Annotated in this window: 22 protein-coding genes and 1 pseudogene; 8 read left to right on the top strand and 15 right to left on the bottom strand. The window is 57.9% G+C overall.

The window, feature by feature from the left end; translation table 11 throughout:
• Window positions 1–12 precede the first annotated feature (12 nt).
• Both ACUZ79_RS00475 and ACUZ79_RS00470 read right to left on the bottom strand, forming a co-directional pair.
• Window positions 13–1,290 carry an adenylosuccinate synthase gene (locus ACUZ79_RS00475; protein WP_240825376.1) on the bottom strand — a complete coding sequence of 426 codons (1,278 nt, stop codon included), beginning with the start codon at window positions 1,288–1,290 and terminating at the stop codon, window positions 13–15.
• Window positions 1,291–1,492: 202 nt separating this feature from the next.
• On the bottom strand, window positions 1,493–1,858 hold the full coding sequence (locus ACUZ79_RS00470; protein WP_240825293.1) for a hypothetical protein: 366 nt from the start codon (window positions 1,856–1,858) through the stop codon (window positions 1,493–1,495).
• Between the two features lie 457 nt (window positions 1,859–2,315).
• Here ACUZ79_RS00470 and ACUZ79_RS00465 point away from each other — a divergent pair, with 457 nt between their 5' ends.
• The 3 genes from ACUZ79_RS00465 to ACUZ79_RS00455 are packed head-to-tail and all read left to right on the top strand — an operon-like array spanning window position 2,316 to window position 6,705.
• The gene (locus tag ACUZ79_RS00465) at window positions 2,316–3,593 is read left to right on the top strand and encodes an IMP cyclohydrolase (RefSeq protein WP_240825292.1); all 1,278 of its coding nucleotides are present in this window, start codon (window positions 2,316–2,318) and stop codon (window positions 3,591–3,593) included.
• A 46-nt stretch (window positions 3,594–3,639) separates the two neighbouring features.
• On the top strand, window positions 3,640–5,493 hold the full coding sequence (locus ACUZ79_RS00460; RefSeq protein ID WP_449250360.1) for a cobyrinate a,c-diamide synthase: 1,854 nt from the start codon (window positions 3,640–3,642) through the stop codon (window positions 5,491–5,493).
• 18 nt (window positions 5,494–5,511) lie between these two features.
• A complete protein-coding gene (locus ACUZ79_RS00455) occupies window positions 5,512–6,705 on the top strand; it encodes a glycosyltransferase family 2 protein (protein ID WP_449250359.1) in 1,194 nt (397 codons plus the stop codon).
• A 274-nt stretch (window positions 6,706–6,979) separates the two neighbouring features.
• On the opposite strand, the pseudogene ACUZ79_RS00450 reads toward ACUZ79_RS00455, so the two are convergent.
• From ACUZ79_RS00450 to ACUZ79_RS00410, 9 genes and pseudogenes are all read right to left on the bottom strand, one after another.
• A pseudogene (locus ACUZ79_RS00450) lies at window positions 6,980–7,300 on the bottom strand (nitroreductase family protein); the annotation flags it as partial.
• Between the two features lie 127 nt (window positions 7,301–7,427).
• Window positions 7,428–8,213, bottom strand: coding sequence for an adenosylcobinamide-GDP ribazoletransferase (locus ACUZ79_RS00445; protein ID WP_449252151.1), 786 nt, complete (start codon window positions 8,211–8,213; stop codon window positions 7,428–7,430).
• A gap of 21 nt (window positions 8,214–8,234) precedes the next feature.
• The gene (locus ACUZ79_RS00440; RefSeq protein ID WP_022658857.1) at window positions 8,235–8,876 is read right to left on the bottom strand and encodes a redox-sensing transcriptional repressor Rex; all 642 of its coding nucleotides are present in this window, start codon (window positions 8,874–8,876) and stop codon (window positions 8,235–8,237) included.
• Window positions 8,877–9,300: 424 nt separating this feature from the next.
• Window positions 9,301–9,480 carry a hypothetical protein gene (locus ACUZ79_RS00435; protein ID WP_449250358.1) on the bottom strand — a complete coding sequence of 60 codons (180 nt, stop codon included), beginning with the start codon at window positions 9,478–9,480 and terminating at the stop codon, window positions 9,301–9,303.
• Window positions 9,481–9,549: 69 nt separating this feature from the next.
• Window positions 9,550–9,873, bottom strand: coding sequence for an ATP synthase F0 subunit C (gene atpE, locus ACUZ79_RS00430; protein WP_022658856.1), 324 nt, complete (start codon window positions 9,871–9,873; stop codon window positions 9,550–9,552).
• Window positions 9,874–9,999: 126 nt separating this feature from the next.
• Window positions 10,000–10,704, bottom strand: a complete 705-nt coding sequence (gene atpB / locus ACUZ79_RS00425; RefSeq protein WP_022658855.1) for a F0F1 ATP synthase subunit A — start codon at window positions 10,702–10,704, stop codon at window positions 10,000–10,002.
• Between the two features lie 143 nt (window positions 10,705–10,847).
• The gene (locus ACUZ79_RS00420; RefSeq protein ID WP_240825288.1) at window positions 10,848–11,270 is read right to left on the bottom strand and encodes a hypothetical protein; all 423 of its coding nucleotides are present in this window, start codon (window positions 11,268–11,270) and stop codon (window positions 10,848–10,850) included.
• Complete coding sequence (locus ACUZ79_RS00415) at window positions 11,254–11,646, bottom strand: AtpZ/AtpI family protein (RefSeq protein ID WP_449250357.1); 393 nt, start codon at window positions 11,644–11,646, stop codon at window positions 11,254–11,256. Before ACUZ79_RS00415 ends, ACUZ79_RS00420 begins: the two co-directional genes overlap by 17 nt.
• A gap of 167 nt (window positions 11,647–11,813) precedes the next feature.
• A complete protein-coding gene (locus ACUZ79_RS00410; protein ID WP_449250356.1) occupies window positions 11,814–13,448 on the bottom strand; it encodes a class I SAM-dependent RNA methyltransferase in 1,635 nt (544 codons plus the stop codon).
• A gap of 237 nt (window positions 13,449–13,685) precedes the next feature.
• Between ACUZ79_RS00410 and rplU the strand changes: the two genes are divergently transcribed.
• The 4 genes from rplU to proB all read left to right on the top strand — a co-directional run bounded on the left by rplU (window position 13,686) and on the right by proB (window position 17,014).
• Window positions 13,686–13,994, top strand: coding sequence for a 50S ribosomal protein L21 (gene rplU, locus ACUZ79_RS00405; protein ID WP_192112630.1), 309 nt, complete (start codon window positions 13,686–13,688; stop codon window positions 13,992–13,994).
• A 132-nt stretch (window positions 13,995–14,126) separates the two neighbouring features.
• Entirely contained in the window at window positions 14,127–14,396 is a 270-nt protein-coding gene (rpmA, locus tag ACUZ79_RS00400) for a 50S ribosomal protein L27 (protein ID WP_192112631.1), read from the top strand.
• A gap of 255 nt (window positions 14,397–14,651) precedes the next feature.
• Window positions 14,652–15,752, top strand: coding sequence for a GTPase ObgE (gene obgE / locus ACUZ79_RS00395; protein WP_240825284.1), 1,101 nt, complete (start codon window positions 14,652–14,654; stop codon window positions 15,750–15,752).
• A gap of 17 nt (window positions 15,753–15,769) precedes the next feature.
• On the top strand, window positions 15,770–17,014 hold the full coding sequence (gene proB / locus ACUZ79_RS00390) for a glutamate 5-kinase (RefSeq protein WP_449250355.1): 1,245 nt from the start codon (window positions 15,770–15,772) through the stop codon (window positions 17,012–17,014).
• Window positions 17,015–17,282: 268 nt separating this feature from the next.
• On the opposite strand, the gene ACUZ79_RS00385 is transcribed toward proB, so the two are convergent.
• The 4 genes from ACUZ79_RS00385 to ACUZ79_RS00370 form a co-directional block, all read right to left on the bottom strand.
• Entirely contained in the window at window positions 17,283–17,729 is a 447-nt protein-coding gene (locus ACUZ79_RS00385; RefSeq protein WP_449250353.1) for a hypothetical protein, read from the bottom strand.
• A gap of 117 nt (window positions 17,730–17,846) precedes the next feature.
• The gene (locus ACUZ79_RS00380) at window positions 17,847–19,037 is read right to left on the bottom strand and encodes an IS256 family transposase (protein ID WP_449250312.1); all 1,191 of its coding nucleotides are present in this window, start codon (window positions 19,035–19,037) and stop codon (window positions 17,847–17,849) included.
• Window positions 19,038–19,100: 63 nt separating this feature from the next.
• Entirely contained in the window at window positions 19,101–19,493 is a 393-nt protein-coding gene (locus ACUZ79_RS00375; RefSeq protein WP_449250352.1) for a hypothetical protein, read from the bottom strand.
• Between the two features lie 527 nt (window positions 19,494–20,020).
• On the bottom strand, window positions 20,021–21,568 hold the full coding sequence (locus tag ACUZ79_RS00370; RefSeq protein WP_240825281.1) for a lipopolysaccharide biosynthesis protein: 1,548 nt from the start codon (window positions 21,566–21,568) through the stop codon (window positions 20,021–20,023).
• A gap of 220 nt (window positions 21,569–21,788) precedes the next feature.
• Between ACUZ79_RS00370 and ilvD the strand changes: the two genes are divergently transcribed.
• Window positions 21,789–23,474, top strand: a complete 1,686-nt coding sequence (ilvD, locus tag ACUZ79_RS00365; protein ID WP_240825280.1) for a dihydroxy-acid dehydratase — start codon at window positions 21,789–21,791, stop codon at window positions 23,472–23,474.
• Window positions 23,475–23,555 lie beyond the last annotated feature (81 nt).

The raw sequence follows: 23,555 nt of genomic DNA, 5'->3' as shown, positions 1-23,555 counted from the left end.
CCGCTCCGCCTCCTAGCGCACGATGGTCTGACGGCGGTCAGCGCCCACCGAAACCAGCGAAACCTTGACGCCCGTCAGCTCTTCAATGCGGGCAATGTAGGCGCGCACAGTGGCGGGCAGCTCTTCATAGCTGGCGCACTGGGTGATGTCTTCTTCAAAGCCGGGCATTTCTTCGTAGATGGGCGTTACGTCGCCAAGGGAGCATTCTTCCTGCGGCAGGTAGCTCAGGCGTTTGCCCTTGTATTCGTAGGCAACGCAGATTTTCAGCACCGGCAGGTTCTGCAACACGTCAAGCTTGGTCAGGGCAATATCCGTAAGCCCGTTCAGGCGAACGCTTTCGCGCAGCACCACGGCATCAAGCCAGCCGCAACGGCGGGGACGGCCCGTGGTGGCGCCGAATTCATGACCCTGCGTGCGCAGGTAGCTGCCAGTGTCGTCCAGCAGTTCAGTGGGGAAGGGGCCGGAACCCACGCGCGTGGTGTAGGCCTTGACGATGCCCACAATGCGGTTCAGGGCCGAGGGCGCAATGCCGCAGCCAGCCGAGGCATTGCCCGCCACCGTATTGGACGAGGTCACAAAGGGGTATGTGCCGTGGTCGATATCAAGGTGGATGCCCTGAGCACCTTCAAAAAGGATATCGCCGCCTTCGGCCTGCACTTCCTGCATGCGTCCTTCCACCTCGGTGAGGTAGGGAACAAGGCGGGGCGCAAGAGCCAGCAGCTCTTCACTCACGGTATTTTCATCGAGAGGTTCAAATTTGTAGAGGTCGCGCAGCAGAACGTTTTTTTCCTGCAGGGCGTGGGCCACCTTGGCGCGAACAAGGTCAGGGTCGGTCAGATCGCCTGCGCGCAGGCCCACCCGGGCGGCCTTGTCTTCGTAGCAGGGACCGATGCCCCGGCCAGTGGTGCCGATCTTGTGTCCGGCGCGTTTGGCTTCACGGGCCTGATCCAGGCTTTTGTGATACGGCATGATCAGATGGGTCTTCTTGCTGATGCCAAGACGCGCGGGCGAAACGTCAATGCCCCTGGCGGCAAGGTGATCCACTTCTTCCAGGAACACATGCGGGTCGAGCACAACGCCGTTGCCAATGAGGCAAATTTTGTTTTCGTGCAGTATGCCGGAAGGGATCAGGTGGAGAATGGTTTCTTCGCCCTGCACCTTGATGGTGTGCCCTGCGTTGTTGCCGCCCTGAAAGCGGACGATAACGCGGCTCTGGGCGCTCAGCATATCAACAATTTTGCCCTTGCCCTCGTCGCCCCACTGAGCGCCGATGATGACCGTATTCGCCATGGTGTTACCTGCCTGCAATGCCGCCGCGCAACGGCGGGTGATGTAAGGCGCGTTCATACGCCGGACGCGACAGATCAACCGAAGGGAGTCTACCCTACGGCCCCACTGCCGCTAAAGCGGGACGCAAAGCCTTTGATGGTACGTATCCCGTATGCAACTGCAAGTCAAATGGCCATCCAGAGCCATCTAACCTGCATGCGCGTTAGTTTTCGGGCTTGGGGTCAGTCTGTTCCCTATCGCTCGATCTGGAGGGCTTAAACTCAAGCACTCTGCACTTGCTGGCCGCCGGAGCGGCCTCCGGCCCTTCTAGCTCAAATTCCGGCATGGGATTGACCGCGCCTTCAGGCTCCTTGCCAAGCGGCTGCGCCTGCCTGGCCCAGTGGTAGTTGAAAAGCTGGTTTTTCCAGCGTTTGGCCTGAATCAGCGAAAATACGAGCGTAGCTTCCTCCCACCTCTTGGTGGGTTCAAACCGACTGGCCGTCGTAGCATACTTGCTCCACAACGACATAAGCGAGGCTTCGTCAATGGCGTCCAGTTGCTGGGCCAGCCTGACAAGCAGCTTTTCCATATTACCTCCCATGTAACGTGCTACTGTAGAGTGCGCATGAAATTTCGTCAACGCGGGCGAGGGCCGGGCAGGTTTGCTGTCAGGCGGCGTCAGGCTGCGGCTGCGGCGGGTCGAGTACCATAAGAGTACACTCCCCTTACAGCCGTGCGCCTTCCTTGCCTGACAACAAACGTGCTCCGGCCCTGTCATTGTAATCCGGGCAGGTTTGCTGTCAGGCGGCGTCAGGCTGCGGCTGCCGCAGGTCGAGCACCATAAGAGTACACTAAGAGTACACCCCCCTTGCACCCGTGCGCCTTCCTTGTCTGATGGAATTTTTGCCCCCTTGCAGTACGAACTTTGCCGCAAAGCAACCTCCAGGCCGCCCCAACCGCCGCCAGCAGCGAATCGGGGCTGGTTGTCCGGCGTGTTTTGTGGTATGCGAAGGCCTCACTTGATCGGCGAACATCTGGAGGCAAGCATGTCGGATCTCAAGTCCATGTACAGCACCGTCCACAAGGACGCTTTCCCTGACACCATGACCATCATTCTGGGCGATGAAAAACTCGTCTACCAAAAGCGCACCTGGACGCTGGACAACGAGGAAAAGGGCCTGCGCTACGGCGAAAATCCCGACCAGCCCGCAGCCCTCTACGCGCTTAAGGAAGGCTCCATTACGTGCGGCGGTCTGAACTGGCGCGGCCCCGGCAACGGCATTGTTTCCGCGCTTACCGAAAGCCAGATGATTCAGGCCGGCAAACACCCCGGCAAGACCAACCTCACGGACGTGGACAACGGGGCCAATATTTTGCAGTACCTCACCGAGCGCCCTGCGGCGGTGATTCTGAAGCACAACAATCCCAGCGGCGCGGCCTGGAGCAATGACGGCATTGCTGCGGCTCTTGAAAAGGCCTTCTGGTGCGACCGCATCGCCGCCTTTGGCGGGGCCGTGGTTGTTAACCGCCCCTTTACCCGTGAAGCTGCGGAAATTGTCGCCGCCAACTATTTTGAAGTGGTTGCTGCTCCCGCTTTTGAAGATGGCGTGGTGGATATCCTCAAGGGCCGCAAAAATCTGCGCATCATGGAACTGCCCGGCCTTGGGCGGCTTGAAGAACTGACCAGCTCGGCCTTTCTTGACATCAAGAGCCTCGCTGACGGCGGTATTATTGTGCAGAAGTCCTTTGTGAACCGCATTCTTGAAGCCAAGGACTTTTTGCCCGCCACCGCCACCACCAAGGAAGGTGTTTCTGTGGCCGCCCGCGCTCCCAGCAAGCAGGAACTGGACGACCTGCGTTTTGCCTGGGCTGTGGAAGCCGGGGTTACGTCCAATTCCGTCATTTTTGTGCGCGACGGGGCCACCCTTGCCATCGGCACGGGCGAACAGGATCGCGTGGGCTGCGTGGAACTCGCCATCCACAAGGCGCATACCAAGTATGCGGATACGCTTGCCTTCCGCGAACTTGGCCTGTCGCTTTACGAACTCAAGGAAAAAGCCGCCACTGATGCTGCTATGGCCGCCAAGCTTGCGGATATTCAAAGCCGCACCGAAGCCTCCCACGGCGGGTTGGCCGGGTCTGCCCTTGTTTCGGACGGGTTCTTCCCCTTCCGCGACGGGGTGGATGTGGCTGTGGCCCAGGGCGTTGCGGCCATTGCCCAGCCTGGCGGCTCCATGCGCGATGCCGAAGTGATAATGGCCTGCAACGAAGCCAAGCCGCAGGTTGCCATGGTGTTTACTGGGCAGCGCTCCTTCAAACACTAGGGCAGCGAGCAGGCGGTGCTCCAAACTGCGCTGTGATGAATGGCTTTTGTCCCTGATTCTGTCTGGTACGCGGCCCGGTCTGGTTAACGTGGATTTTCGCGTTCCGGTCGGGCCGCAAGCCTTTGAGACCAAGAACTGCGCCATATCTGTGCAAACTGATGGGCGCAATACCATTGAGAGCACTGCTCCACAGGGCCGCCGCATGCAGCACTCCTTGCCACAATCCGACCTCTCTCGCACCGTCTGCGGTTCAGCGGCTGTATCCATGCCCCGGCTGTGTGTATCGGCTCTTTCTGGCGGCGGCGGCAAAACGCTGCTCTCTCTGGGGCTTACGCGCGCCTTTGCTGCGCAGGGGCATACGGTCAAACCCTTCAAAAAAGGGCCGGACTACATTGACGCCGCGTGGCTGACCATGGCCGCTGGAAGGCCCGCCACCAATCTTGATCCCTATATGCTCCAGCCGGAACGTCTCAAGGCTCTGTTTGCGCACGCCATGCGCAAAACACAGGCGCAAAGCGGCGCAGCAGAAGTGCTCGGCATGATTGAAGGCAACCGGGGGCTTTTTGACGGCATGGACGTGGCTGGCTCATGTTCCACAGCGGAGCTGGCGCGTATGCTTGGCTGCCCCATCATCCTCAGCATCAACTGCACAAAGATGACGCGCACGGCAGCGGCACTAGTGCATGGCATGACAACCTTTGAGCCGGGGCTGCAGTTTGCGGGCGTGGTGCTCAATCAGGTGGGCACGGCACGGCACGAGGCCCTGCTGCGCAAGGTTATTGAGGAATATACGGATGTGTCCGTGCTTGGGGCCCTGCCGCGCCTGAAAGATAACCCGCTGCCCGAGCGCCATATGGGCATTGCCTCCTGCGGCGATGAACTTTCGCCCGAGGCCCGCGCAGTGCTCGACAAGCTTGGCACTTTTCTGGCCGAACACATCAATCTTGATGTCCTGATAACTGCTGCCCGCGCTGCGGCCATAGCCGATCCCTGGCCTGAGCAGGCGGAGTCGTTTTGGACTGCCAATGGAGCGACAGAGGTAGAAGCGGGTACTGCGACGGAATATTTCACTTCTCTGGAAGCGCCGCAACCGGCCCCCCCCTCCTCGGCTGAAAATCCGGGAGGCACGTTGCCTGATGCGCAGGCCGTCAAATCAGCCCGCTCGCCGCGCATTGCCTATGTGCGCGACAGCGCCTTGTGGTTTTATTATGAGGAAAATCTTGAGGCCCTGGAGCGTGCTGGTGCGGAACTGGTGCGGCTCGAGATCGTGGGGCCGCATTCCGGCGTCTGGCCCGTACTGCGCGGCGATAAACCGCAGCAAGCCGAGGTCGGAACCATTGACGGTCTCTATCTGGGCGGGGGCTTCCCTGAAGATTGCGCGGCTGACCTCAGCGCTTCGCCCCACCTGCGCACCCTGGCCGCCTGGGCTGGGGCGGGCCTGCCAATCTACGCCGAATGCGGTGGCTTTATGCTCTTGTCTCAGGGCATAGAACGCGAGGGCGTGCTCTGGCCCATGAGTAATATCTTCCCCGTTATTGCCCAGTTTTGCGGCAAACCGCAGGGCCTCGGCTACGTACACGGAACAGTGGTGGAAGAAAATCCATTTTTCCCCAAAGGGCTGGAAATTCTGGGTCACGAATTTCATTATTCGCGCTGCTGCTGGCAGGGCGCGGCGCCGCGACACGGCCTGCGCCTGCGAAAAGGGCAGGGCATGGGGCGCGAGGCAGAGCCGGACGGGCAGGAAAAGGGCAATGCTGCCAATCTGACCAGCGCGCCCGCTCTGGACGGGCTGTTGCGGCAGAATGTCTGGGCTTCGTACACGCATATTTTCGCCCCGGCAGTTCCCTGCTGGGCCCCCAATTTCGTGGCGGCTGCCGCCCGTTTTGCTCAGGGGCGCTGATGCCCGGAGGGTGCTGAAATGTCGGAAACAAGCCGTGTTTCTGTGGTCATTCCGGTCTGGAACCTCTGGGACATGACAGAGCCTTGCCTGCGTTCGCTGGCCGAGCATTCCGCAGGCGAGAACATGGAAGTGGTGGTTGTGGACAATCACTCCACAGACGCCACGGCTTCTGAACTTGAACCATTGGGCGAGGCTCTGTTTGGTGCGGCGTTCAAGGCTGTGCGGATGGCTGAAAATGTGGGTTTCGCTAGAGGCTGCAATGCCGGGGCTCAGGCGGCGGGTGGCGATCTGCTGTTTTTTCTCAACAACGACACCACGCTCACTCCAGGCTGGCTGCCGCCCTTGCGCGCGGTCATGGCTGATCCCCGGATTGGCGCGGTAGGGCCGTTGTTGCTGTATCCTGACGGCACTGTGCAGCACTGCGGCATCTATGTGAATCCCTTCAATGCGGTGGGGCACCTTTACGAGCACCTGCCCGGCAGCTTTGCCGCAGCTCGTAACCACCATCCCTTGCAGGCCATCACCGGCGCGGCCATCATGCTGCGCAAGACGCAGTTTGAAGCCTGCGGCGGCTTTTATGAAGGGTTTCGCAACGGATTTGAGGACATTGACCTCTGCTTTGCCCTGCGTGCGCAGGGGCTGAAACTGCGGGTGGAGAGCCGCAGCGTCATTTACCATCATACAAGCCGCACGCCTGGCCGCTTTGCCCATGACAGAGAAAATTGTACCCTGCTCATGCAGCGTAAAGGGGGGGCAGTGCGCCCCGATGAACACGTGCTGGCAAAACTGGATGGATACGACCTGTGTATTGGTGAAAACCTCGATACCTGGATGGTGCTGCCCGAGAAAAAGCAGCAGCGCATAGGTGCGGAGTTCTGCGGCAAGCCCTTTAACCGCGAAGCCTGCAATGCTTTGTTGCGTGTCGAACCTCTTTGGCTTGAGGGCTGGCTCTTGCTGGCAGGGCATCAGGAACAGGCGGGCGATCTTGCTGCCGCAACTGGTACGCTTATGGACTGCCTGCGGCTCATGCCCGACCCCAGGGTGTGCAAGGCGCTGGCCCAGCTTGATCCTCAGGCCGTATTCGAGGGCGGCACGTGCGACCCTGCAACGGCAAAGGCCCGTGTGCAGCAGGCGCGCCGTGCGGCTTATGCCAACGGCGATACTGCTCTTGCACAGTTGCTCGGCCAGTGGCTTGTGCAGCATGCTGGCTGAACAGGGCACGCTCTGAAAATATAAAAAATCGCGGTAGAGGCAAGCTCTCCCGCGATTTTTTGTCATCTGTCCTGACAATAATGACCTAGAATCGTGCAACGATCAGGTCTTCAAGGTTCCGCTTCGGCACATAATGGACGCCTTCGGCATCGCGCCAGTAGGCAGTTGCTCCACCCTCGGGCATGGGGGCCACAACGCGCTTTTCCTTGGCAACGCCAAGGCCCAGCACCAGAGCGATTTTCATGTCATCCTGTACGTTCAGCAGGGAGGGAGCGGCCTGATGATCAAAGGACTGGATCATGCAGCAACCCCAGTCTCGGCTGGAGGCGGCAAGCTGGATGGTCTGGGCCGCAATGCCCACATCCATGCAGGTCAGTTCCTTGCCGGTCTTGGGCATAAGAATGACCACAAAAGCTGTAGGGCGATCACCGGGGTGCGGGCCGCCCCAGTCTTTCAGCGCGCCTGCCCAACGGGTGAGAGCGAACAGCTTCTGGCAGGTTTCGCCGTTGCCCACAAGCATGAAACGCAGTTCCTGCCCGTTTTTGGCGCAGGGGGCGAGGCGTGCGCAGTCCACAAGCCATTCCAGGTCGGCCATGCCAAGCGGCTGGTCTTCATAAAAGCGGCGGCAGGTGCGGGCCGCTTCCGCAAGCGCTTTAAAATCCATAGCTGGCTCCTTGGTTTTTCCGGGGTAAACCCGGTCGGTTACGTCAGTCAGACGCAGCTTACACTGTTACCAACAGGAACCACAACTGGCTCCACTGGATACACGCGCCAAGAAAATCTCCTGAAACTCCGCCGTGTTCCCGTGTTGTGTCGATCAAACTGTGGATCAGCAGAAATTGTCCAAAGGCCAGCAGGGGCAAGCGCCAGAATGGGCAATTGCCCAACAGCAGAACCAGTACAAGCATGCCTGTTGCCAGCACGACTTGCCAGCGGGCCAGTTGTGGGCTTGACCCAGCGCATGCCAGACCGCCGAGAGAGCGTTCATCATGCGGCACTGTATATGCCGCCAGCCAGATGCAGGCTGCCCGGCCCCAGGCCGGCGCGAGCAGAGGAGCAATCCACTGGCCGTTGGCAAGCTGCCATGTGAGGGCGAGCCATAAACCGCTGAAGGCCACAAGAAGATGCAGCGCTCCAAAAGCTCCTAGGCGGCTATCCCGCAGCACAGCCCAGAAGCGCTCGCCGCTGGCTCCGCTGCTCGTGGCATCGCCAAGGTCTGATAATCCGTCCCAGTGCAGGCCTCGCGTTGCCCATATTTCGCAAAGCATCCAGGCCCAGGCGGCAAGGGCGGCGACAATGCAGCGGCCCGCAAAGCCCGTGTCTGGTGCTTCAAATAGCCAAAAGCAAAGAAAGGCGGCTGCCGTGCAAAGTGCGCCGAGCACCAGACCCACCGGTGCAAAAAATGGCATGGCCGCACTGAGTGAATCTGCTGTGCAGCAGGGGCGGGGCGGTACAAGGCGGGTCAAAAAAGCCAGGGCGTCATGAAAGCGCCCTGGCCAGGATGTCACAGAAGTGAGTGCCACGTTTGATTACCGCGTCTGGGGATGGTTGAACGCCAGCGCATAGAGGTGGTGGAAAAAGTCCACGTACTCCACGTTGATTCTGTCTGGTACCTTGATGCGCGAGGGGGCAAAGTTCAGAATGGAGGTAATGCCGGCGTCCATCAAGTGCTGCGCTGCCCTTTGCGCCCGCTCCGGCGGAGTGGTGATGATACCGATCTCAATATTCAGATCAGTCACCATGTCCTTGAGGTCGCGTGTGCAATGCACTTCAAGACCGTGGACAATTTCGCCGATTTTAAAGGGGTCGCAGTCAAAAATGCCCACGATGTTGAATCCACGGGAGCGAAATTCTCCGTGGTTCAGGATGGCCTTGCCGAGGTTGCCGACGCCGATCAGCGCCATGCGCCATTCGCGGTCAACACCCAGGGATGAGGTAATGGCGGCAATGAGCGATTTGACATGATAGCCAACGCCACGGATGCCGAATTCCCCGAAGTAAGCAAGGTCTTTGCGCACCTGCGAGCCGTTGACGCCGCAAGCTTCTGCAAGGGGGTTTGATGAAATGACTTCGACACTGTCACGTGCGAAATTTTCCAGCACCTGAACATATGTGGCAAGGCGCTGGATAGTCGCGCGGGGGATGTGTTTGCTTTTGGGTGGGTTGACCATGATGTACCTTCTGGGATGCCAAGCGTGTCTTGTTGTTACAAACTTTGTGAATTTGATATTATAGCAGAAATACACACAGGCGCAAGCTTTGTGAATACATGGCGCGCATGGCAGGCAACTTCGCTAAATAGCAGGGAATGAAGAATATTATGCCTGCAAAGTTCAGCTGGAATCAAGGGCGGTGAAACGTTGCCTTGGCTTTTTCCTGCTGACTTTTTTGATAAAATTTATTTCACCACTTAGCAAGTTGCAGCTAACACAGCGGCGAACGTTCGCCATCTGTTATTTCAGTATGTTATGCACAAAAGACGATGTAGGACATAATCAATACCATAAAAGTTAACAAAGGTTAAGCCTCTTATATTGCTTGCTGAATGCTGACTAGGTGAAAGGTATTTGCTGCACTGTAGTTGAAGACCGTACTCTATTTAACAATCTTGTTCATGTGGATGAGCGTGCTCAGCAATGCTTGTTTTTTTTGCCAGAAGCGCGGTACGGGCAACACTTTATCGTCGCTGTCTTTGCTGTTGCTCACAGGTGGGTAGTGAAATTTTGTTGCATGAGGTCTTGCTTGTAGCGCACCTGCAACTTCTGACGCTGGCATGTACACGTGCGTGACAAATAAAAAAGGCGGCCCAAAGCCGCCTTTTTTACAAATCAATGTGATCCGGACTTACGCGTAGGGGTTGGCGTACAGCAGAATGAAGCTGATAACCAGGGCGTAAATGGCCAGCGATTCGATGAAGGCGAAGGCCAGAATCATGGTACCGGTGATCTTGCCGCTCACGTCAGGGTTGCGGGCAACGCCTTCGCAGGCGCCCTTCAGACCAAGACCCATGCCGATGCCGCAACCGAAAGCGGCAATGCCGATGCCAAGGGCGGCGGCCAGGCAGGTGTAGCCCAGAGCCGAGGCGTCGAGCTGGTTGGCAGCAAAAGCCATGGTGGCCATGCCGAGAAGGGCCACGGTGTTCAGGGCGATCATCAGAAACTTACGCATGAGACACTCCTTGCACTGTTGTATTGTTGGGTCGTTATCGACCATTCCCCACTATGTGTCGTGTGTAACGTCCCGCAATTTGCCGATGTTTATTCGGCGGGCCGCAGGCAGCCCGTGGCCATCGGCCTAATGCTCGGGAGCTTCAAGCGCGCCCTTGATGTAGAACATGGTCAGCATGAAGAACACGAAAGCCTGCATGGTCTTGCCCAAAAGGAAGAGAGCGTAGATGGGCAGGGTGCCGAGTATGGGAGCCATTACGAAGAACAGCACCATAACGATTTCTTCACCGCGGATGTTGCCGAAAAGACGGAGAGAAAGCGAAACCGGGCGCGAAAGGTGCGAAACCACTTCAAGAGGAAACATGAGCGGAATGAGCACCTTGGAAGGGCCGGTAAAGTGGTGGATGTAGTGCGCCTTCCAGCGGATCAGACCTACGGCGTTGTAGAACACAAGCACAAACACCGCCATGCACACGGTGGTGTTGAGGTTGGCTGTAGGAGCGTCAAAGCCGGGCACAAGACCCATGAGGTTCATGCCGAAGATGTAGATGAACATGCCAGCCAGGAGGCCAACGAACTTGCGTCCATGCTCACCCATGGTGGCTAGGATGAAGTTCTCGATGGTATCCACCAAGGCTTCAAAAAAGTTTTGCAAACCTCCGGGAACCATGGTCAGCCGACGGCGCATGATCAACGCTACGGTGAACAGAATGGCCATACAGACCCAGGAGTAGAACACATGTTTGAATTCCACCATCGTTCCACCGATGGCGATCTCGTCCATGCCCATAAATGTGGAGAGCAATACCGGATGCGGCAAACCACCTGCCATGAGCCATGCCTCCTGGTGAGTACGCGCCAAAGCGCGGCGTTAATGTTAGACCCGTGCGGGCCATTCCCCAAAATTTGCGGCCTTGGGCCTTTGCCCTGCCGTGCTGCGGCTGATTGCCCCGGTCAGGCAGCCAGGCCCTTGGTTTAGTCTGCCCGGCGTCGCGGTCCACGCGCTGCCATGGCATAACTTGCCAGAGCGCAAGCTCCGGCTGCGGCCATGCCGCCTACTATGGCGAAAACAGGGGCTTGATAGACAATCAGCGAAACATAAAGAAGCGCGCCGATTATAACCATCCGGCCCATCCAGCGCACCAGTACTATGCGCAAAAAGGCCGTGCTGTAATCCCCAAGGCCTTTGCGCAAAAAAAAGCGCGCCAATCCCCAAAAAGTCCAGGCCATGATGGTCAGGCCCACTCCAAACCAGAAAAACCAGGGTGTGACCGTAAAGGCCAGCCCGCCGATCAAAAGACTGCACACGGCGAGCAAAATTTCGTTACGCAGCAAAACACGGATGGCCGGGTGATCTATGCCGCGCCGCCAAAGCCAGGCGTCAAGGCTGTGTATCATCTGTTTCAGTCTGCGCACGGCTGTTTGTTTTGCCTTGCCCCGTTGGGGGCGTTTCGTTTTGCTGTTCCGGCATAAGGCCTTTCCGGCGGGCGTCCTGCGCCGCCATTTTGCGCAGCAGAGCCTGAGTGTCGCGATACACGTTCAAAAAACCCGCCGCAATGCCGATGAACAGAAAAACCAGCTTGCCCCAGGGGCTGGTGCCAAGCCAGTGGTCAATGCCATAACCTATGGCAAAACCCACTGCGGGGCCACTTACCAGATGCAGACCGATGACCCCTGTGTTGGCCATGGCTTCCATACCGGTTTGCTGTTGCTTAAGAAAATCCTTGAACGACATAAGGCCTCCGCGCACGTGGCTGGAACCTGTAAGCGTCATGGTCCCCTTAACGCTGTTCAAATTATCACAGGCGACCCGACGCGTCAATGACTTTGGGCGGAAACTTGTGATTACGCTGCATTCCTTAGAGGCCACAGGCGCGGAAAACTGGCTGTTGATACCAAAAATCGGCTCTTGCAAATATGCAAAAAATGTCTGCCAACTGCTCAGTCGAGTCTGCGCCAGAGGCTCAGGCACTCAAGGTGCGGCGTGTGGGGAAAAAGATCAACGGCTTCAAGCCGCTCCAGGGAATATTTGTGGCGTAGCTGTGCGGCGTCTCGTGCAAGCGTAGCAGGGTTGCATGATATATAAAGGATTCTGTCTGGCGCGATCTGCATGAGCGCATCCAGTGCACGCGGCGAAAGCCCGGCCCTGGGCGGATCTGCGAGAGCGTCTGTTGCCTGCGGAATGCGGGCTGACTCGTCAAAACCGGCTGCCAGCCAGCGGCTTGCAGGTTCCAGAGGCGCAAGGTGCTCAAGGCGGTACGCCGCATCCCCTGCCTCATACTGGCAGTAATTGATGTCATTGGCCCTGGCATTTATGGCGGCAAGCTTCACGGCCCGACTGTCCTGCTCCAGTCCCAGCAGGGCGCAATAGTTGCGCGCCAGCAACAGGCCCGGAGCGCCAACGCCGCAATAAAGATCGAGCAGACCTCTGGGGCGGGCGTCCTGATGACTCTCCGCCGGGCTGTCAGCCAAAAGAATGCGCTGTGCCGCCTGCGCAAGCGCCTGCGCCCCGCCGGTATTCACCTGAAAGAATGAAGCCGCATCAAGGGTAAAGCTCATGCCAGCGAGGGGCAGAAACAACCGTGCGGCCGAGGGATTTTCCCGGCCAGTATCGTCCAGAGTCTGCACGCGTTTTTCGCCAAAAGCAAAGGCATCGGCGGTGGCGCGTTCTTCATGGATAAAGGCCGCCAACTGGGGGGATGCCGCCAGAACCTCCCTGGCGAGCATTCTCACGGCAGCGCGCTGCGGGGCGTCGCCAGGGCTTGTGATGCACAAGGCCCACCAGCGTGGTGTACGCATGTCCGCTGCAAGGCCGCGCCGCAGCACAAAAAAACGCCAGAAGCCATTGTCTGCGATATCGTGAACCGGGACCGCATGGTCGCGCGGGGCGCGCCGAGCAAAGCCGCCACGGCGCCCCTGCTTTTGCTGGCTGTGCGTGGGGCGAATGGGGGGGCATTGCCTGGAATCGGGCGCTGCGTAGGCGGCAAAGCCGCTTTCAGCCGCCAGCTTGCTCACCAGGCTTACTATTTGCAGCGCCTCGGGCGGCATGAGGGCGCAGTGCGGCACGGCCACAACATCGCGGCCATTGCGGCGGCGCAGGCCAAGTTTCAGATCGGCCTTGTTGTTCGTGTCGTGCCCGAAGGCGAATTCCATTTTATTGCGAAACCGCGTCAGTGCGGGGGAGCCTGTGGCGGGCGGGAACATTGCTTCAATCATATCCCGGTCAAACTTGCCAATGCGCGTGAGGGCGTCCACCGCCAGAGTGCGCTTCCAGTATAGCTGTTGGTCATAGGGCATGGTTTGCAGCGGGCAGCCGCCGCACTCGGCATGGTGGGGGCAGATGGGATCAATGGCGTCCGGCGACTGGCTGAGCAGGGTCGCAGCGTTGGCTTCTATAAAGGAAGGCTTGCGCCGCAGCACTCGTGCGTTCACCCGCTGGCCTGGCAAGGCATTTGCCACAAATACAACAGTGCCCTTGCTGGATCGGTCGTCCTCTGGGGCAAGGCGTGCAATGCCGCGCCCATCGTGCGAAAGGGCGGTGATGTCAAGCGTGAGGTGTGTGGGGGCTGTGTTCATGCGGCTCAGAGATAGCAGCAGGCTTGCGGCTGCGCAAGAGCCGCAGCATGAAGGAAGAGGGCAGACGGCGCGTGGCTGGGTGCAGAAAGGCATTGCTCCCCGCTATGAAGTTGTGTATTCTCGCCACTCGCGCAAGTCGCGGACTGTTGCAGCGAGTTTTGCAAAAAATTCTGCAAAACGCGCTTGACATTTGTCGGCCTGTGGGGCAAATATGCCTTTCTCTTTTTGGAGGTTGATATGTACGCGATTATCGAGACCGGCGGAAAACAGTACCGCGTCGAAGAAGGTTCTAAAGTAGTTGTGGAAAAGCTTGCGGTTCAGGCCGGAAGCGAAATTTCCCTGGACAAGGTGCTGATGGTCGGCGGCGCTGAATGCAAAGTCGGCGCTCCCTATCTTGCCGGGGCCGCCGTTATGGCGGAAGTGGTGGATCACGGGCGCGGACCCAAGATCAAGGTGTTCAAGCGCTGGCGTCGCAATGACTCGCGCAAGCTGCGCGGTCACCGCCAGGATTACACCACCATTCGCGTTAAGAGCATCAACGCCTAGAACCCGGCTTTAGCTGAGGTTCGGCAGGCCGCGGGCATGGTCTGCCAATAGCTCTGCACACGTGCAGGGCGCGTTGAAAGATATTTATTTTGCCCCGCCGGTCCACAGGGTCGGCGCCCCAGGGAGGCTACCATGGCACATAAGAAAGCAGGCGGCTCTTCGCGCAACGGTCGCGACAGTGAAGGCCAACGCCGCGGCGTAAAGCGTTTTGGCGGTCAGAGCGTTCTGGCTGGCAATATTCTGGTGCGTCAGCTCGGCACTACCGTTTACCCCGGTGTGAACGTGGGCATGGGCAGGGATTTTACCCTGTTCGCCAAAGTGGCCGGCGTTGTGCGCTTTGAGAAGTATATCCGCAAACGTCGCGTTCACACGCGCGTGCATGTGGAGGCGGCCGCCGACTAAGCGGCCGCGTGGAATTTGCCGATGAGGGAAGGGGCCGCGAGGCTTCTTCCCTCTCGGTGTTTGTGCTGGGGTATGTGTGGCGCAAGGCCACAGACCGAAAAGCAGGCAGCGTAGGGCAAGCAGGTGTTTGCCGCATGGCGCTGACCTGCATTGCTGCAAAATTTGCGCGGTTTTTCGGAACGGCAGCCCCTTATACATTACGGCGAGCGCCAGCATTGCAGGCGCAGCCGCGCGGACTGACCGCAAGGATATCCCATGCGATTTGTAGATGAAGCTCGAATTCAGGTGCGCGCCGGTAAGGGCGGGCACGGTTGTTTGTCTTTTCGGCGCGAAAAATTTGTGCCGCGCGGCGGCCCGGACGGCGGCAACGGTGGTGACGGCGGTTCTGTGCTGCTGAAAGCCGATGGCCGTTTGCTGTCTTTGTACGATTTTCGCCTCAAGCGCCTTTATGAGGCCCGCAATGGTCGCCCCGGCGAGGGCAGCCAGTGCGACGGCAAAAAAGGTGAAGACATGGTGCTGCACCTGCCGGTGGGCACGCTTGTTTTTGTTGAAGGCCCGGATGGTGAAGAGCTGTTGGCCGACCTCAGCGATCCTGAAGCGGAAGTGATGGTTGCGCGCGGAGGACGCGGTGGCAAGGGCAACGAACATTTCAAGTCTTCCACCATGCGCGCCCCGCGTTTTTGCCAGCCCGGCGAACCAGGCGAAGAAAAAAATCTGCGCCTTGAACTGAAGATTCTGGCCGATGCCGGTCTGTTGGGCTTGCCCAATGCGGGCAAATCCACCTTTATTTCGCAGGTTTCGGCGGCGCGTCCCAAGATCGCGGCCTATCCCTTCACCACGCTCACGCCCAACCTCGGCGTGATGATTGACGAAGTGGATCCCGACAGGCGCATGGTCATTGCCGACATCCCCGGCCTCATTGAAGGCGCGCACGAAGGCCAGGGCCTTGGACTGCGTTTTCTCAAGCATGTGGAGCGCACACGTTTTCTTGTGCATATTCTCAGCGTGGAGGATGTGGGCGAGGATGATCCCTGGGCGGGCTTTAACCTCATCAATGAAGAACTGCGCCGCTTTGACGAAGAATTGGGCGAGAGGCAGCAGATCGAGGTGGTCAACAAGATCGACCTCATCAGCCCTGAACGCCTGGAAGAACTGAAAAGCAGAGCCAAGGCCGATGGCCGCAATATCTTCTTTATTTCCGCGAGGGACAATATCGACGTTGAGCCCTTGGTGGAAGAGCTTTGGCGCATGCGTGACGAAACCGCCAGCCACGCGCCTATTCTGCATTTTGCCGATACAGACGGCGATGAGGAAGAGGACTTCCCTGAAATTGAAGTGATCTATACCCGCGAGTAGCGGTCTGTGGAGCATATATGACAGCGCCGACGGAAGACTGGCGGCAGGAACGCGCACGGGTGCTTGCCCAGGCGCGGGTGGTGGTCGTCAAGGTAGGCAGCGCCGTACTCACCGATGCCCAGGGCCTGAGCATGCCCGTACTGGAAAATCTGGCTGGGCAGCTGGCGCGCCTGCGCAATCTGCTGCCAGCGGCTGATGCCGCATCCGGTAGCGCAGGGGGAGCGGAGCCGCGCCGTCTGGTGCTGGTTTCTTCCGGTGCTGTGGCCGCTGGGCGGGCGGCGCTTGCCACGCGTGGGCATGTGGTTGAGACCACGGGCCTCGCGGCGCGCCAGGCTGCGGCAGCAGTAGGGCAGGGACAGCTTATGCAGAGCTGGGACAAGGTTTTTCTGGCCCACCGCATGCCCACCGCCCAGGTTCTGCTGACCCGCGATGACCTGCGCGCGCGTCAGCGCTTCCTCAATGCCCGCAATACCTTTGCCGAACTGTTGGAATGGGGCGTGCTGCCCATTGTCAACGAAAACGACACGGTGTCCATCAGCGAACTGAAGTTCGGCGATAACGACTGCCTTGCAAGCCTTTTGGTCAATCTGACCGGGGCGGATCTGTTTATCAATCTCACGTCCGCCTCGGGCGTTCTGGCTGCAGATCCGCAAAAGGACCCCAACGCCCCCATCATGGATCATATCGATGACGTGGCGGCCCTTGATCTGGGTCAGCTTTGCGGCGGCAAGACTTCCGTAGGCACCGGCGGCATGTATTCCAAGCTGCTGGCGGCCCGCCGCGCCGCGCAGATTGGTGTGCCCACGCTGATTTTGCCTGGGCGCGAGCCGGAGATCATCACGCGGGCCTTTGCCGCCAGCGGTATTTGTCCGGCTCCGCAGGGGCTTGAACCCTTTGCGGGCGGCACATGGGTTTGCCCTGCGCGGCATGCCATACCGCGCCGTAAATTCTGGCTGGCCTATCAGTCAGACCCGGCGGGCAGCGTGCATGTGGACGCAGGCGCGGCCAAGGCCCTGCTGCACAAGGGCGGCAGCCTTTTGCCCGGCGGCGTGTTTCGCGTTGAGGGCAACTTTCAGCAGGGCGGGCTGGTGCGTGTGCTGCACGAAGGGCAAAGCCTCGGCGTGGGGCTCTCCAACTACAGCACTTCAGACCTGAAAAAAATTATGGGCCTGAAAAGGCACGAGGTCGCAGCCATTCTGGGCGATGCGCACTACCCCGAGGTGATCCATAGGGACAATCTGCTGCTTGATGCGGCAGTGTAAAGTCCGGGGCTGGATTTTGTGCCCCATTCTGAGTAGCTCGCGCTATAAAGGGACCCACGCTGCGCTGCAATGCTCCCCATCATATAGACAACATAAAAAAGCGTCACAGGCGGAACATGTGCAAGAGCCGCTTGTGACGCCTTTCAATAAGGTGTCAGTGGTTATTGCGCGGGGAGAAATGCAAAAAAAACGGAAAGTTGACGAATTGGGAGCATTGCCGGGATATAAGCCGATGCATGGCCCAGGGAGATTTGCGCAGCGACAGTACTCAGGATGTTGTGGAAATAATACTGCCAATATCCCGCAAAAGAGGGTCTTCCTCACTCGGCATCGCATCCTCCGCGGCCTTTTTCAGAATGTCTGCTTGTTCCACCAGGACATTCGCCTCGCTTTTGTAAGACCCTGACAGCGAATTATTCTTGCTATATATCACATCAACTGTATTTATTTGTGTTGAAAGATCACTGATAAGCGCATCTATATTGAGTGATCCGCTGCTTAAATCAACACTCTTCAGGTAATTAAGATACGACAAATCGTTTAGAGTAAAGGTTGAGCTGCCGTATCCCAGCTGTAGTTTGAAGGTCGAGGACTTTCCATCGCCGCTGATTGTAAGACGACTGTCATTCGTCCAGCCAGTTTTGTCTAACAAAGAAATATTATTGTATTTTGTGCCAGAAGCAACTGACGAGGTAGTGTCCAGAATTTTTCGCACATTTTGTAGCTGTCAGTCAGTGTGAGTTTTGGCGGTGTCTTGAGGAGCCGGCGCGGAGCCTTGCGAGCGATACCCCACAAAGATATCGCGGCTGCAAGGGGCGTGACGGCTCCGGTTCTATATCAACACTTCTTGCTTCATATTCATGTACCGTTGTGTTCCCCACTTTTGACCCGCCATATACCGCAGGCGAGCCGATACCAGCATGAGCGCTGCATGACCATCCGGAAAGCTGCCTACCACACGTGTCCGTCGGCGGATTTCCCGATTCAGGCGTTCAAGCGGGTTATTTGTCCGGATATGCCGCCAATGCGTTGAGGGAAAGGCATAATAGGAAAGTGTTTCATCGCATCCGGATTCCAAAATCCTGGCTGCTTTATCAAGGCGTAATGCCTGGAGTTTTTTCACCACCTCAATCGCTTTCTGGCGGGCGGCTTCTTTGTCTTCTTGCGCGTGGATAGCCTTGAGCATCAAGGCGACCTCCTTGGCTTTGCCGCGAGGCGTTGCGTGCAATACGTTACGGTAGAAGTGCACCACGCAACGTTGCCATTTCGCATCGGGATAAAATTCTCCAAGCGCATCCAGAAACCCAAGACTTTTGTCTGATATCATCAGGTCGACCCGCTCAAGACCGCGCTCGCGCAAATAGCGCAGGAATTGCCGCCAGCTCTCGCTGTCCTCTCGGGAGCCTTCAGCTACACCAAGAATTTCACGAAAACCGCTTGTATTCACACCGATAGCCACAAGAACAGACACGTTCTGCACTTCCCCGCCCCAGGAGCGCTTCAGCCAGATGCCGTCCACGAAAACATAAGGGTACCTTGGTTCAAGCGGACGATTGCGCCATTCTTCTACACGTTCAAAAATTTTCTGATTCAAGTCACTTATGGTACTTGGACTGACACGGCTGCCCCACAGCGCTTCTGTGATGTCTTCCACACGACGTACGGAGACGCCCGCCAGATACATTTCCACCAGCGCTTCTTCCACGGAACTTTCACGACGACGATACCGCTCGATTATCGCGGTTTCAAACGGTACATGCCGCAGCTTGGGGACCTTAAGCTGAACCGTTCCGGCTTTGGTCTGCAAATCCCGTTCATAGTGACCTGCTCGGGTGCTGGCACGTTGCGCATTACGTTCATAACGCCTGGCCTGGCATAAAGCATCCGCTTCTGCATCAAGTAGGCCGTTTAGTGTTTCCTCAACGCTCTGGCGCACTACCTCGGACACATGCGACCGCAATTCTTGCTCATCAACCTCAATAACCGGAACTTTCCTTTTCTCACGCTCACTGATAATTTTCATCTGTAGCCTTCCTTGATGGAGTGTTTTGATGGTGGTTCACCAAAACATAACCAACTTGGCGGGCTACTTCCATTTTTTAAATGTGCGAAAAATACCGTACGTTATCACTGACGAGAGCTCTCCGGCAAGGGCTGTAAACGCAGCGCCGTTGACGCTGCCCTTGGTGGGATCGGCCTTTACCTCTTGGGCAAGGGTTAACATCTGGTTCAGGTTGTCGCGCACCGTGGATGTGGACGTTGCGATCAGCGTGGCTATATTTGCCCCTTCCGTTGCATTTTTCGCCCCTTGCCGCAGCATGGATGCATCAGTCCTGATTCGCCCGGTCAATGCTGCGGCAAGCATTTCTTTACCGGATGTGTAAGTTGGGGGCACTGACTGCGGCAAATTATCCAGCAGAAGGCTCAAGCTGGCCTTCTTTAAATATGTGGCTGTCAAAATATCATCAAAAAAGTCCATTCCGACACCTCACTTGCGCACAGTTTGGTACTCCTCATCTCCCTAACGACATTTTTTTAAAAAAGTTTACCTGAATTTTGCCGCTTCTTGCAATGTGGAAGCCATGAAATGTGAAGCCTGAAAACAGCTTACTTCTGTATTACTTTATTTTTAGTGCACTTACCAAACGCAAGAAACACCCCATAGCAACCGTCGCCAATGGGTAGGACTTTAAACCTGCATGAAGCAGGCCCTACCAGACGGCAAAGATTAAACCATACAAATTGCTACCATAGCCATCTGTCCCACAAAAACTAACCGAAGCGGTGACAGGGAAGAGGTGTGCAGCTAGCAGAAAACCGTCGTTCTGCTAGAAGAACACATACGTTTTTATACTACGAAGAGATTTCAAAAAAGGCTCGGCCAGCGCTCTCCAATGGAATTTTGGAAAAAGCTGGCCGTTTGATTATTCGTCCTGGCCTTTTGGGCCTGCACACTTGACGGGGAGCAGGCCTCAGTCCGGCCTTTCTATTTAGTCGGTCGGGGTGTTAGCCGTGTGACCTGGATTTGCTGAACCGGATGAATACTTCGCGCAATTCCTGCCGTGAAAAACCCATGACCGCAGGCATGCTCAGGCAGAGCAGGCCGATAGCCGCAGTGTAGATGACGCCGGAAACAAGAAAACGCGGCAGGGAATCCACATCGCCAATGCCAAGATAGAGCGTAAGCTGGCGGCAGCCAAAGGCCAGCAGCAGCAGAACTGCTAGGCTCCATATCTGGTGGGCCACGTTGCGCCAAAACTTGAGGGGTATAAAGCGCGAGGCCAGCCAAAGATAGACGTTGACGGTGATGACCTGTACGCACACGGTTTTGATCGCCAGCCCCACGGCACCGAGGCCAAGCCCGAAATATTCGGGCGGCGCAAGCAGAAACCACGCCGTGCTGAAACCGTAAATGCATTCCAGCGCCGCCATATTGCGCAACACCTTGGTACGGCCCGTGGCGTGAAAAACCGATCCCGCAAGCTGCCCATAGGCCTGATGCAGGGGGTAGAGCGCCATGATCTGTACAGGAAGGGTCGCAGCGGCAAACTGCGCGCCACCGAAAAAATTCACCAGGGCGGAACCTTCGGCCAGCGTAAAGCACGAAAAATAGGCAGCCACCACGTAGAGCAGCGGGGCAAAACGCGTGAGCAGGCGGCCCATGGCCTCACGGTCATTGTTGCCCCAGGCGATGGAAAGCTCGCGCATGACCAGAGGCGTCATGGCTGAAACAAAAAGAAAGCAGGCCATGCTGACTTTTTGGGAAAGGGCAAAAAAGCCCTGCTCCACGCTGCCGTCAAACCATTGCAGCAGCCAGCGCTCGGCTGTGAGGAGCAAAAAGGAAAGCAGGGCCTGCACAAACAGCGGGTGGCTATAATTGAAAAACTCCCGCCCATAGGCGCGCGTCTGCTCAGGCGTGAGCCGGAAGTGCAGAGGAATGCCCGCCTGCCGCCAGTAGGTGCGCGTAACCAGCCAGTAGCCAAGGGCCGTTGCCCCCAGCATGAGGTATTGCTGGGCAAAGAGCGTGTGGATGTTCAGCCAATCGGCCCAGAACATGAGCCCCAGCAAGCCCACCGTAAACAGCGAAACAACGGTGCGCACCATTTCGGAAGAAACAGTCGCGCCCACGGCATCGTTCATGGAGCGCAAAACACGGCCCCACCATGTCAGAAAAGCCCACAGGGCTGCCAGCGGCGCGAGCCAGAGGGGTACATCAGGCATGAGCAACTCGCCAGCTGCAGGAATCTGCAGCAGGCCTGCGGCCAGCAAAATAATGGCGAATACCGCCGCTGTGGCGCGCATGTAAAAGCCAATGAGGCCGGTCTCTGCCTGACGGCGCGAGAGGGAATTGTAAAAGCAGGTGGAGGTTCCCATATCCAGAAAGCCGGAAAGCTGCTGGAACAGGTTGGTGGCAAAGCTGTAATTGCCGTACATCTGCGGCCCGAGAGCGCGGGGCAGAATGGCCTCCATGACAAGGTAGACCGGGACGGAGGCGATGTTGGCCACGAGCTTGAATATGTAGCGGCGGGCCAAGGTTGGGGTAGAGCTTTGCATGCCGGGAAATTAGCTCACTTCGGCGGCGCGCTCAAGTGGCTGAGGGCAGTGCAGAAAAAATACCTGTTCAGCGTGGGATTATACAACGTCCGGTTGCGGCGCGCCACTCAGGCAGGAGCGGCTATGGCGTGTTTACGGGCGTAAAAAATTACCGTACCATTCTCATTCCGATTGCGGGCGCAAGAGGAATGTTTGTTGTTCATACCATAAGGATACCGTCATGGATGATGAAGCACGCAGCAAAAAAATGAAGTCCGGGCTGGAAAAAGCCCCCCACCGCTCCCTGCTCTATGCTCTGGGCCTTACCAGAGAAGAAATGGAACGCCCCTTGGTAGGCATTGTGAACGCCGCCAGCGAGGTCGTTCCCGGGCATATGCACCTGAATAGCCTGGCCGACGCGGTCAAGGCCGGTGTACGTATGTCGGGCGGTACGCCGCTGCAGTTCCCGGCTATTGCCGTGTGCGACGGTCTGGCCATGAACCATGAAGGCATGCGTTTTTCTCTGCCCTCGCGTGAATTCATCGCGGATTCCATTGAAATTATGGCGCGCGGTCACGCCTTTGACGCTCTGGTGTTCATTCCCAACTGCGACAAGTGCGTTCCCGGTATGCTCATGGCCATGATGCGCCTGAACATTCCCTCGGTGCTGGTTTCCGGCGGCCCCATGCTGCCCGGGGACATAGGCCCCGGCAAGCGCGGCGATCTCATCACCGTGTTTGAAGCTGTGGGCAAGGTGCGCAGCGGCGCTATGACCGAAGAAGAACTGGAATACATGGCAGAACGCGCCTGTCCCGGCTGCGGCGCTTGCGCGGGCATGTTCACGGCCAATTCCATGAACTGTCTGTCTGAAACCATCGGCGTGGCCCTGCCCGGCAACGGCACCATCCCCGCTGTGAGCGGCGCGCGCATCCGCCTTGCCAAAACGGCGGGCATGCGGGTTATGGATCTGCTGCGCAAGAACATCCGCCCGCTGGACATCGTAACGCCCAAGTCCGTTGCTAACGCCGTTGCCGTGGATATGGCCCTTGGCTGCTCCACCAACACCGTACTGCACCTGCCCGCCGTGTTCGGCGAGGCCGGATTGAAGCTTGGCCTGGAAATTTTTGACGAAGTCAGCAAAAAGAGCCCCAATCTGTGCAAGCTTTCCCCGGCGGGCAAGCATTACATGGTTGATCTGGACAACGCGGGCGGCATCCCTGCCGTCATGACCGAGCTGGATAAGCTGGGCCTCATCAACAAGGACTGCATGACCGCCACGGGCAAGACCGTGGGCGAAAACCTCAAGGACATGAACGCCCGCGTCATGAACCCTGAAGTGATCCGCAGTGTTGAGAATCCCTATTCCAAGCAGGGCGGCATTGCCATCCTGCGTGGCAGCCTGGCCCCCGAGGGCGCTGTGGTCAAGCAGTCTGCGGTTGCCCCGGAAATGATGTGCCGCGACGTCACGGCCCGCGTGTTTGAGTCGGAAGAAGACGCCATGAAGGCCATTCTTGACGGCAAGATCAAGGCCGGGGACGGCGTTGTGATCCGCTACGAAGGCCCGCGCGGCGGCCCCGGCATGCGCGAAATGCTCTCGCCCACAGCGGCCATCACAGGCATGGGCCTTGGCAAGGATGTTGCCCTGCTGACGGACGGCCGTTTCTCCGGCGGCACCAATGGCGCGGCCATAGGGCACATTTCGCCCGAAGCGGCGGACGGTGGTGTTATCGCTCTTGTGCACGAAGGCGATACCATCCATATCGACATTCCCAACCGCAAGCTGGACCTGCTTGTGGACGAGGCCGAGCTTGCCAAGCGGCGCGCCGCCCTTGTGGTGCCCAAGAAGGATTGCCCTTACCCGGTGCTGCGGCGTTATGCCTATCTGGTCAGCTCTGCTGCCAATGGCGGGCGTTACAAGGAAATCTAAGTAACTTGTCGAAATGATTCAAAACCCCCACGAGCCGAATTTGTTTTTGGCACGTGGGGGTTTTCTGGCCCCTGGGCCAAT

It is taken from the genome of Desulfovibrio faecalis (assembly GCF_053570625.1).
Note: the sequence above shows the minus strand (reverse complement) of the source record. Positions and strands in the feature narration are given on the sequence as shown.

Bases quoted from the DNA above. Each gene is read 5' to 3' on its own strand.
- ACUZ79_RS00380 (WP_449250312.1), bottom strand. From the start codon at position 19,037: ATGAAAATTATCAGTGAGCGTGAGAAAAGGAAAGTTCCGGTTATTGAG.
- ACUZ79_RS00410 (WP_449250356.1), bottom strand. From the start codon at position 13,448: ATGAACACAGCCCCCACACACCTCACGCTTGACATCACCGCCCTTTCG.
- obgE (WP_240825284.1), top strand. From the start codon at position 14,652: ATGCGATTTGTAGATGAAGCTCGAATTCAGGTGCGCGCCGGTAAGGGC.
- ACUZ79_RS00440 (WP_022658857.1), bottom strand. From the start codon at position 8,876: ATGGTCAACCCACCCAAAAGCAAACACATCCCCCGCGCGACTATCCAG.
- ACUZ79_RS00435 (WP_449250358.1), bottom strand. From the start codon at position 9,480: ATGCCAGCGTCAGAAGTTGCAGGTGCGCTACAAGCAAGACCTCATGCA.
- proB (WP_449250355.1), top strand. From the start codon at position 15,770: ATGACAGCGCCGACGGAAGACTGGCGGCAGGAACGCGCACGGGTGCTT.
- rplU (WP_192112630.1), top strand. From the start codon at position 13,686: ATGTACGCGATTATCGAGACCGGCGGAAAACAGTACCGCGTCGAAGAA.
- ACUZ79_RS00455 (WP_449250359.1), top strand. From the start codon at position 5,512: ATGTCGGAAACAAGCCGTGTTTCTGTGGTCATTCCGGTCTGGAACCTC.
- ACUZ79_RS00375 (WP_449250352.1), bottom strand. From the start codon at position 19,493: ATGGACTTTTTTGATGATATTTTGACAGCCACATATTTAAAGAAGGCC.
- ACUZ79_RS00415 (WP_449250357.1), bottom strand. From the start codon at position 11,646: ATGACGCTTACAGGTTCCAGCCACGTGCGCGGAGGCCTTATGTCGTTC.
- atpB (WP_022658855.1), bottom strand. From the start codon at position 10,704: ATGGCAGGTGGTTTGCCGCATCCGGTATTGCTCTCCACATTTATGGGC.
- ACUZ79_RS00370 (WP_240825281.1), bottom strand. From the start codon at position 21,568: ATGCAAAGCTCTACCCCAACCTTGGCCCGCCGCTACATATTCAAGCTC.
- atpE (WP_022658856.1), bottom strand. From the start codon at position 9,873: ATGCGTAAGTTTCTGATGATCGCCCTGAACACCGTGGCCCTTCTCGGC.
- ACUZ79_RS00470 (WP_240825293.1), bottom strand. From the start codon at position 1,858: ATGGAAAAGCTGCTTGTCAGGCTGGCCCAGCAACTGGACGCCATTGAC.
- ACUZ79_RS00420 (WP_240825288.1), bottom strand. From the start codon at position 11,270: ATGATACACAGCCTTGACGCCTGGCTTTGGCGGCGCGGCATAGATCAC.
- ACUZ79_RS00475 (WP_240825376.1), bottom strand. From the start codon at position 1,290: ATGGCGAATACGGTCATCATCGGCGCTCAGTGGGGCGACGAGGGCAAG.
- ACUZ79_RS00465 (WP_240825292.1), top strand. From the start codon at position 2,316: ATGTCGGATCTCAAGTCCATGTACAGCACCGTCCACAAGGACGCTTTC.
- rpmA (WP_192112631.1), top strand. From the start codon at position 14,127: ATGGCACATAAGAAAGCAGGCGGCTCTTCGCGCAACGGTCGCGACAGT.
- ilvD (WP_240825280.1), top strand. From the start codon at position 21,789: ATGGATGATGAAGCACGCAGCAAAAAAATGAAGTCCGGGCTGGAAAAA.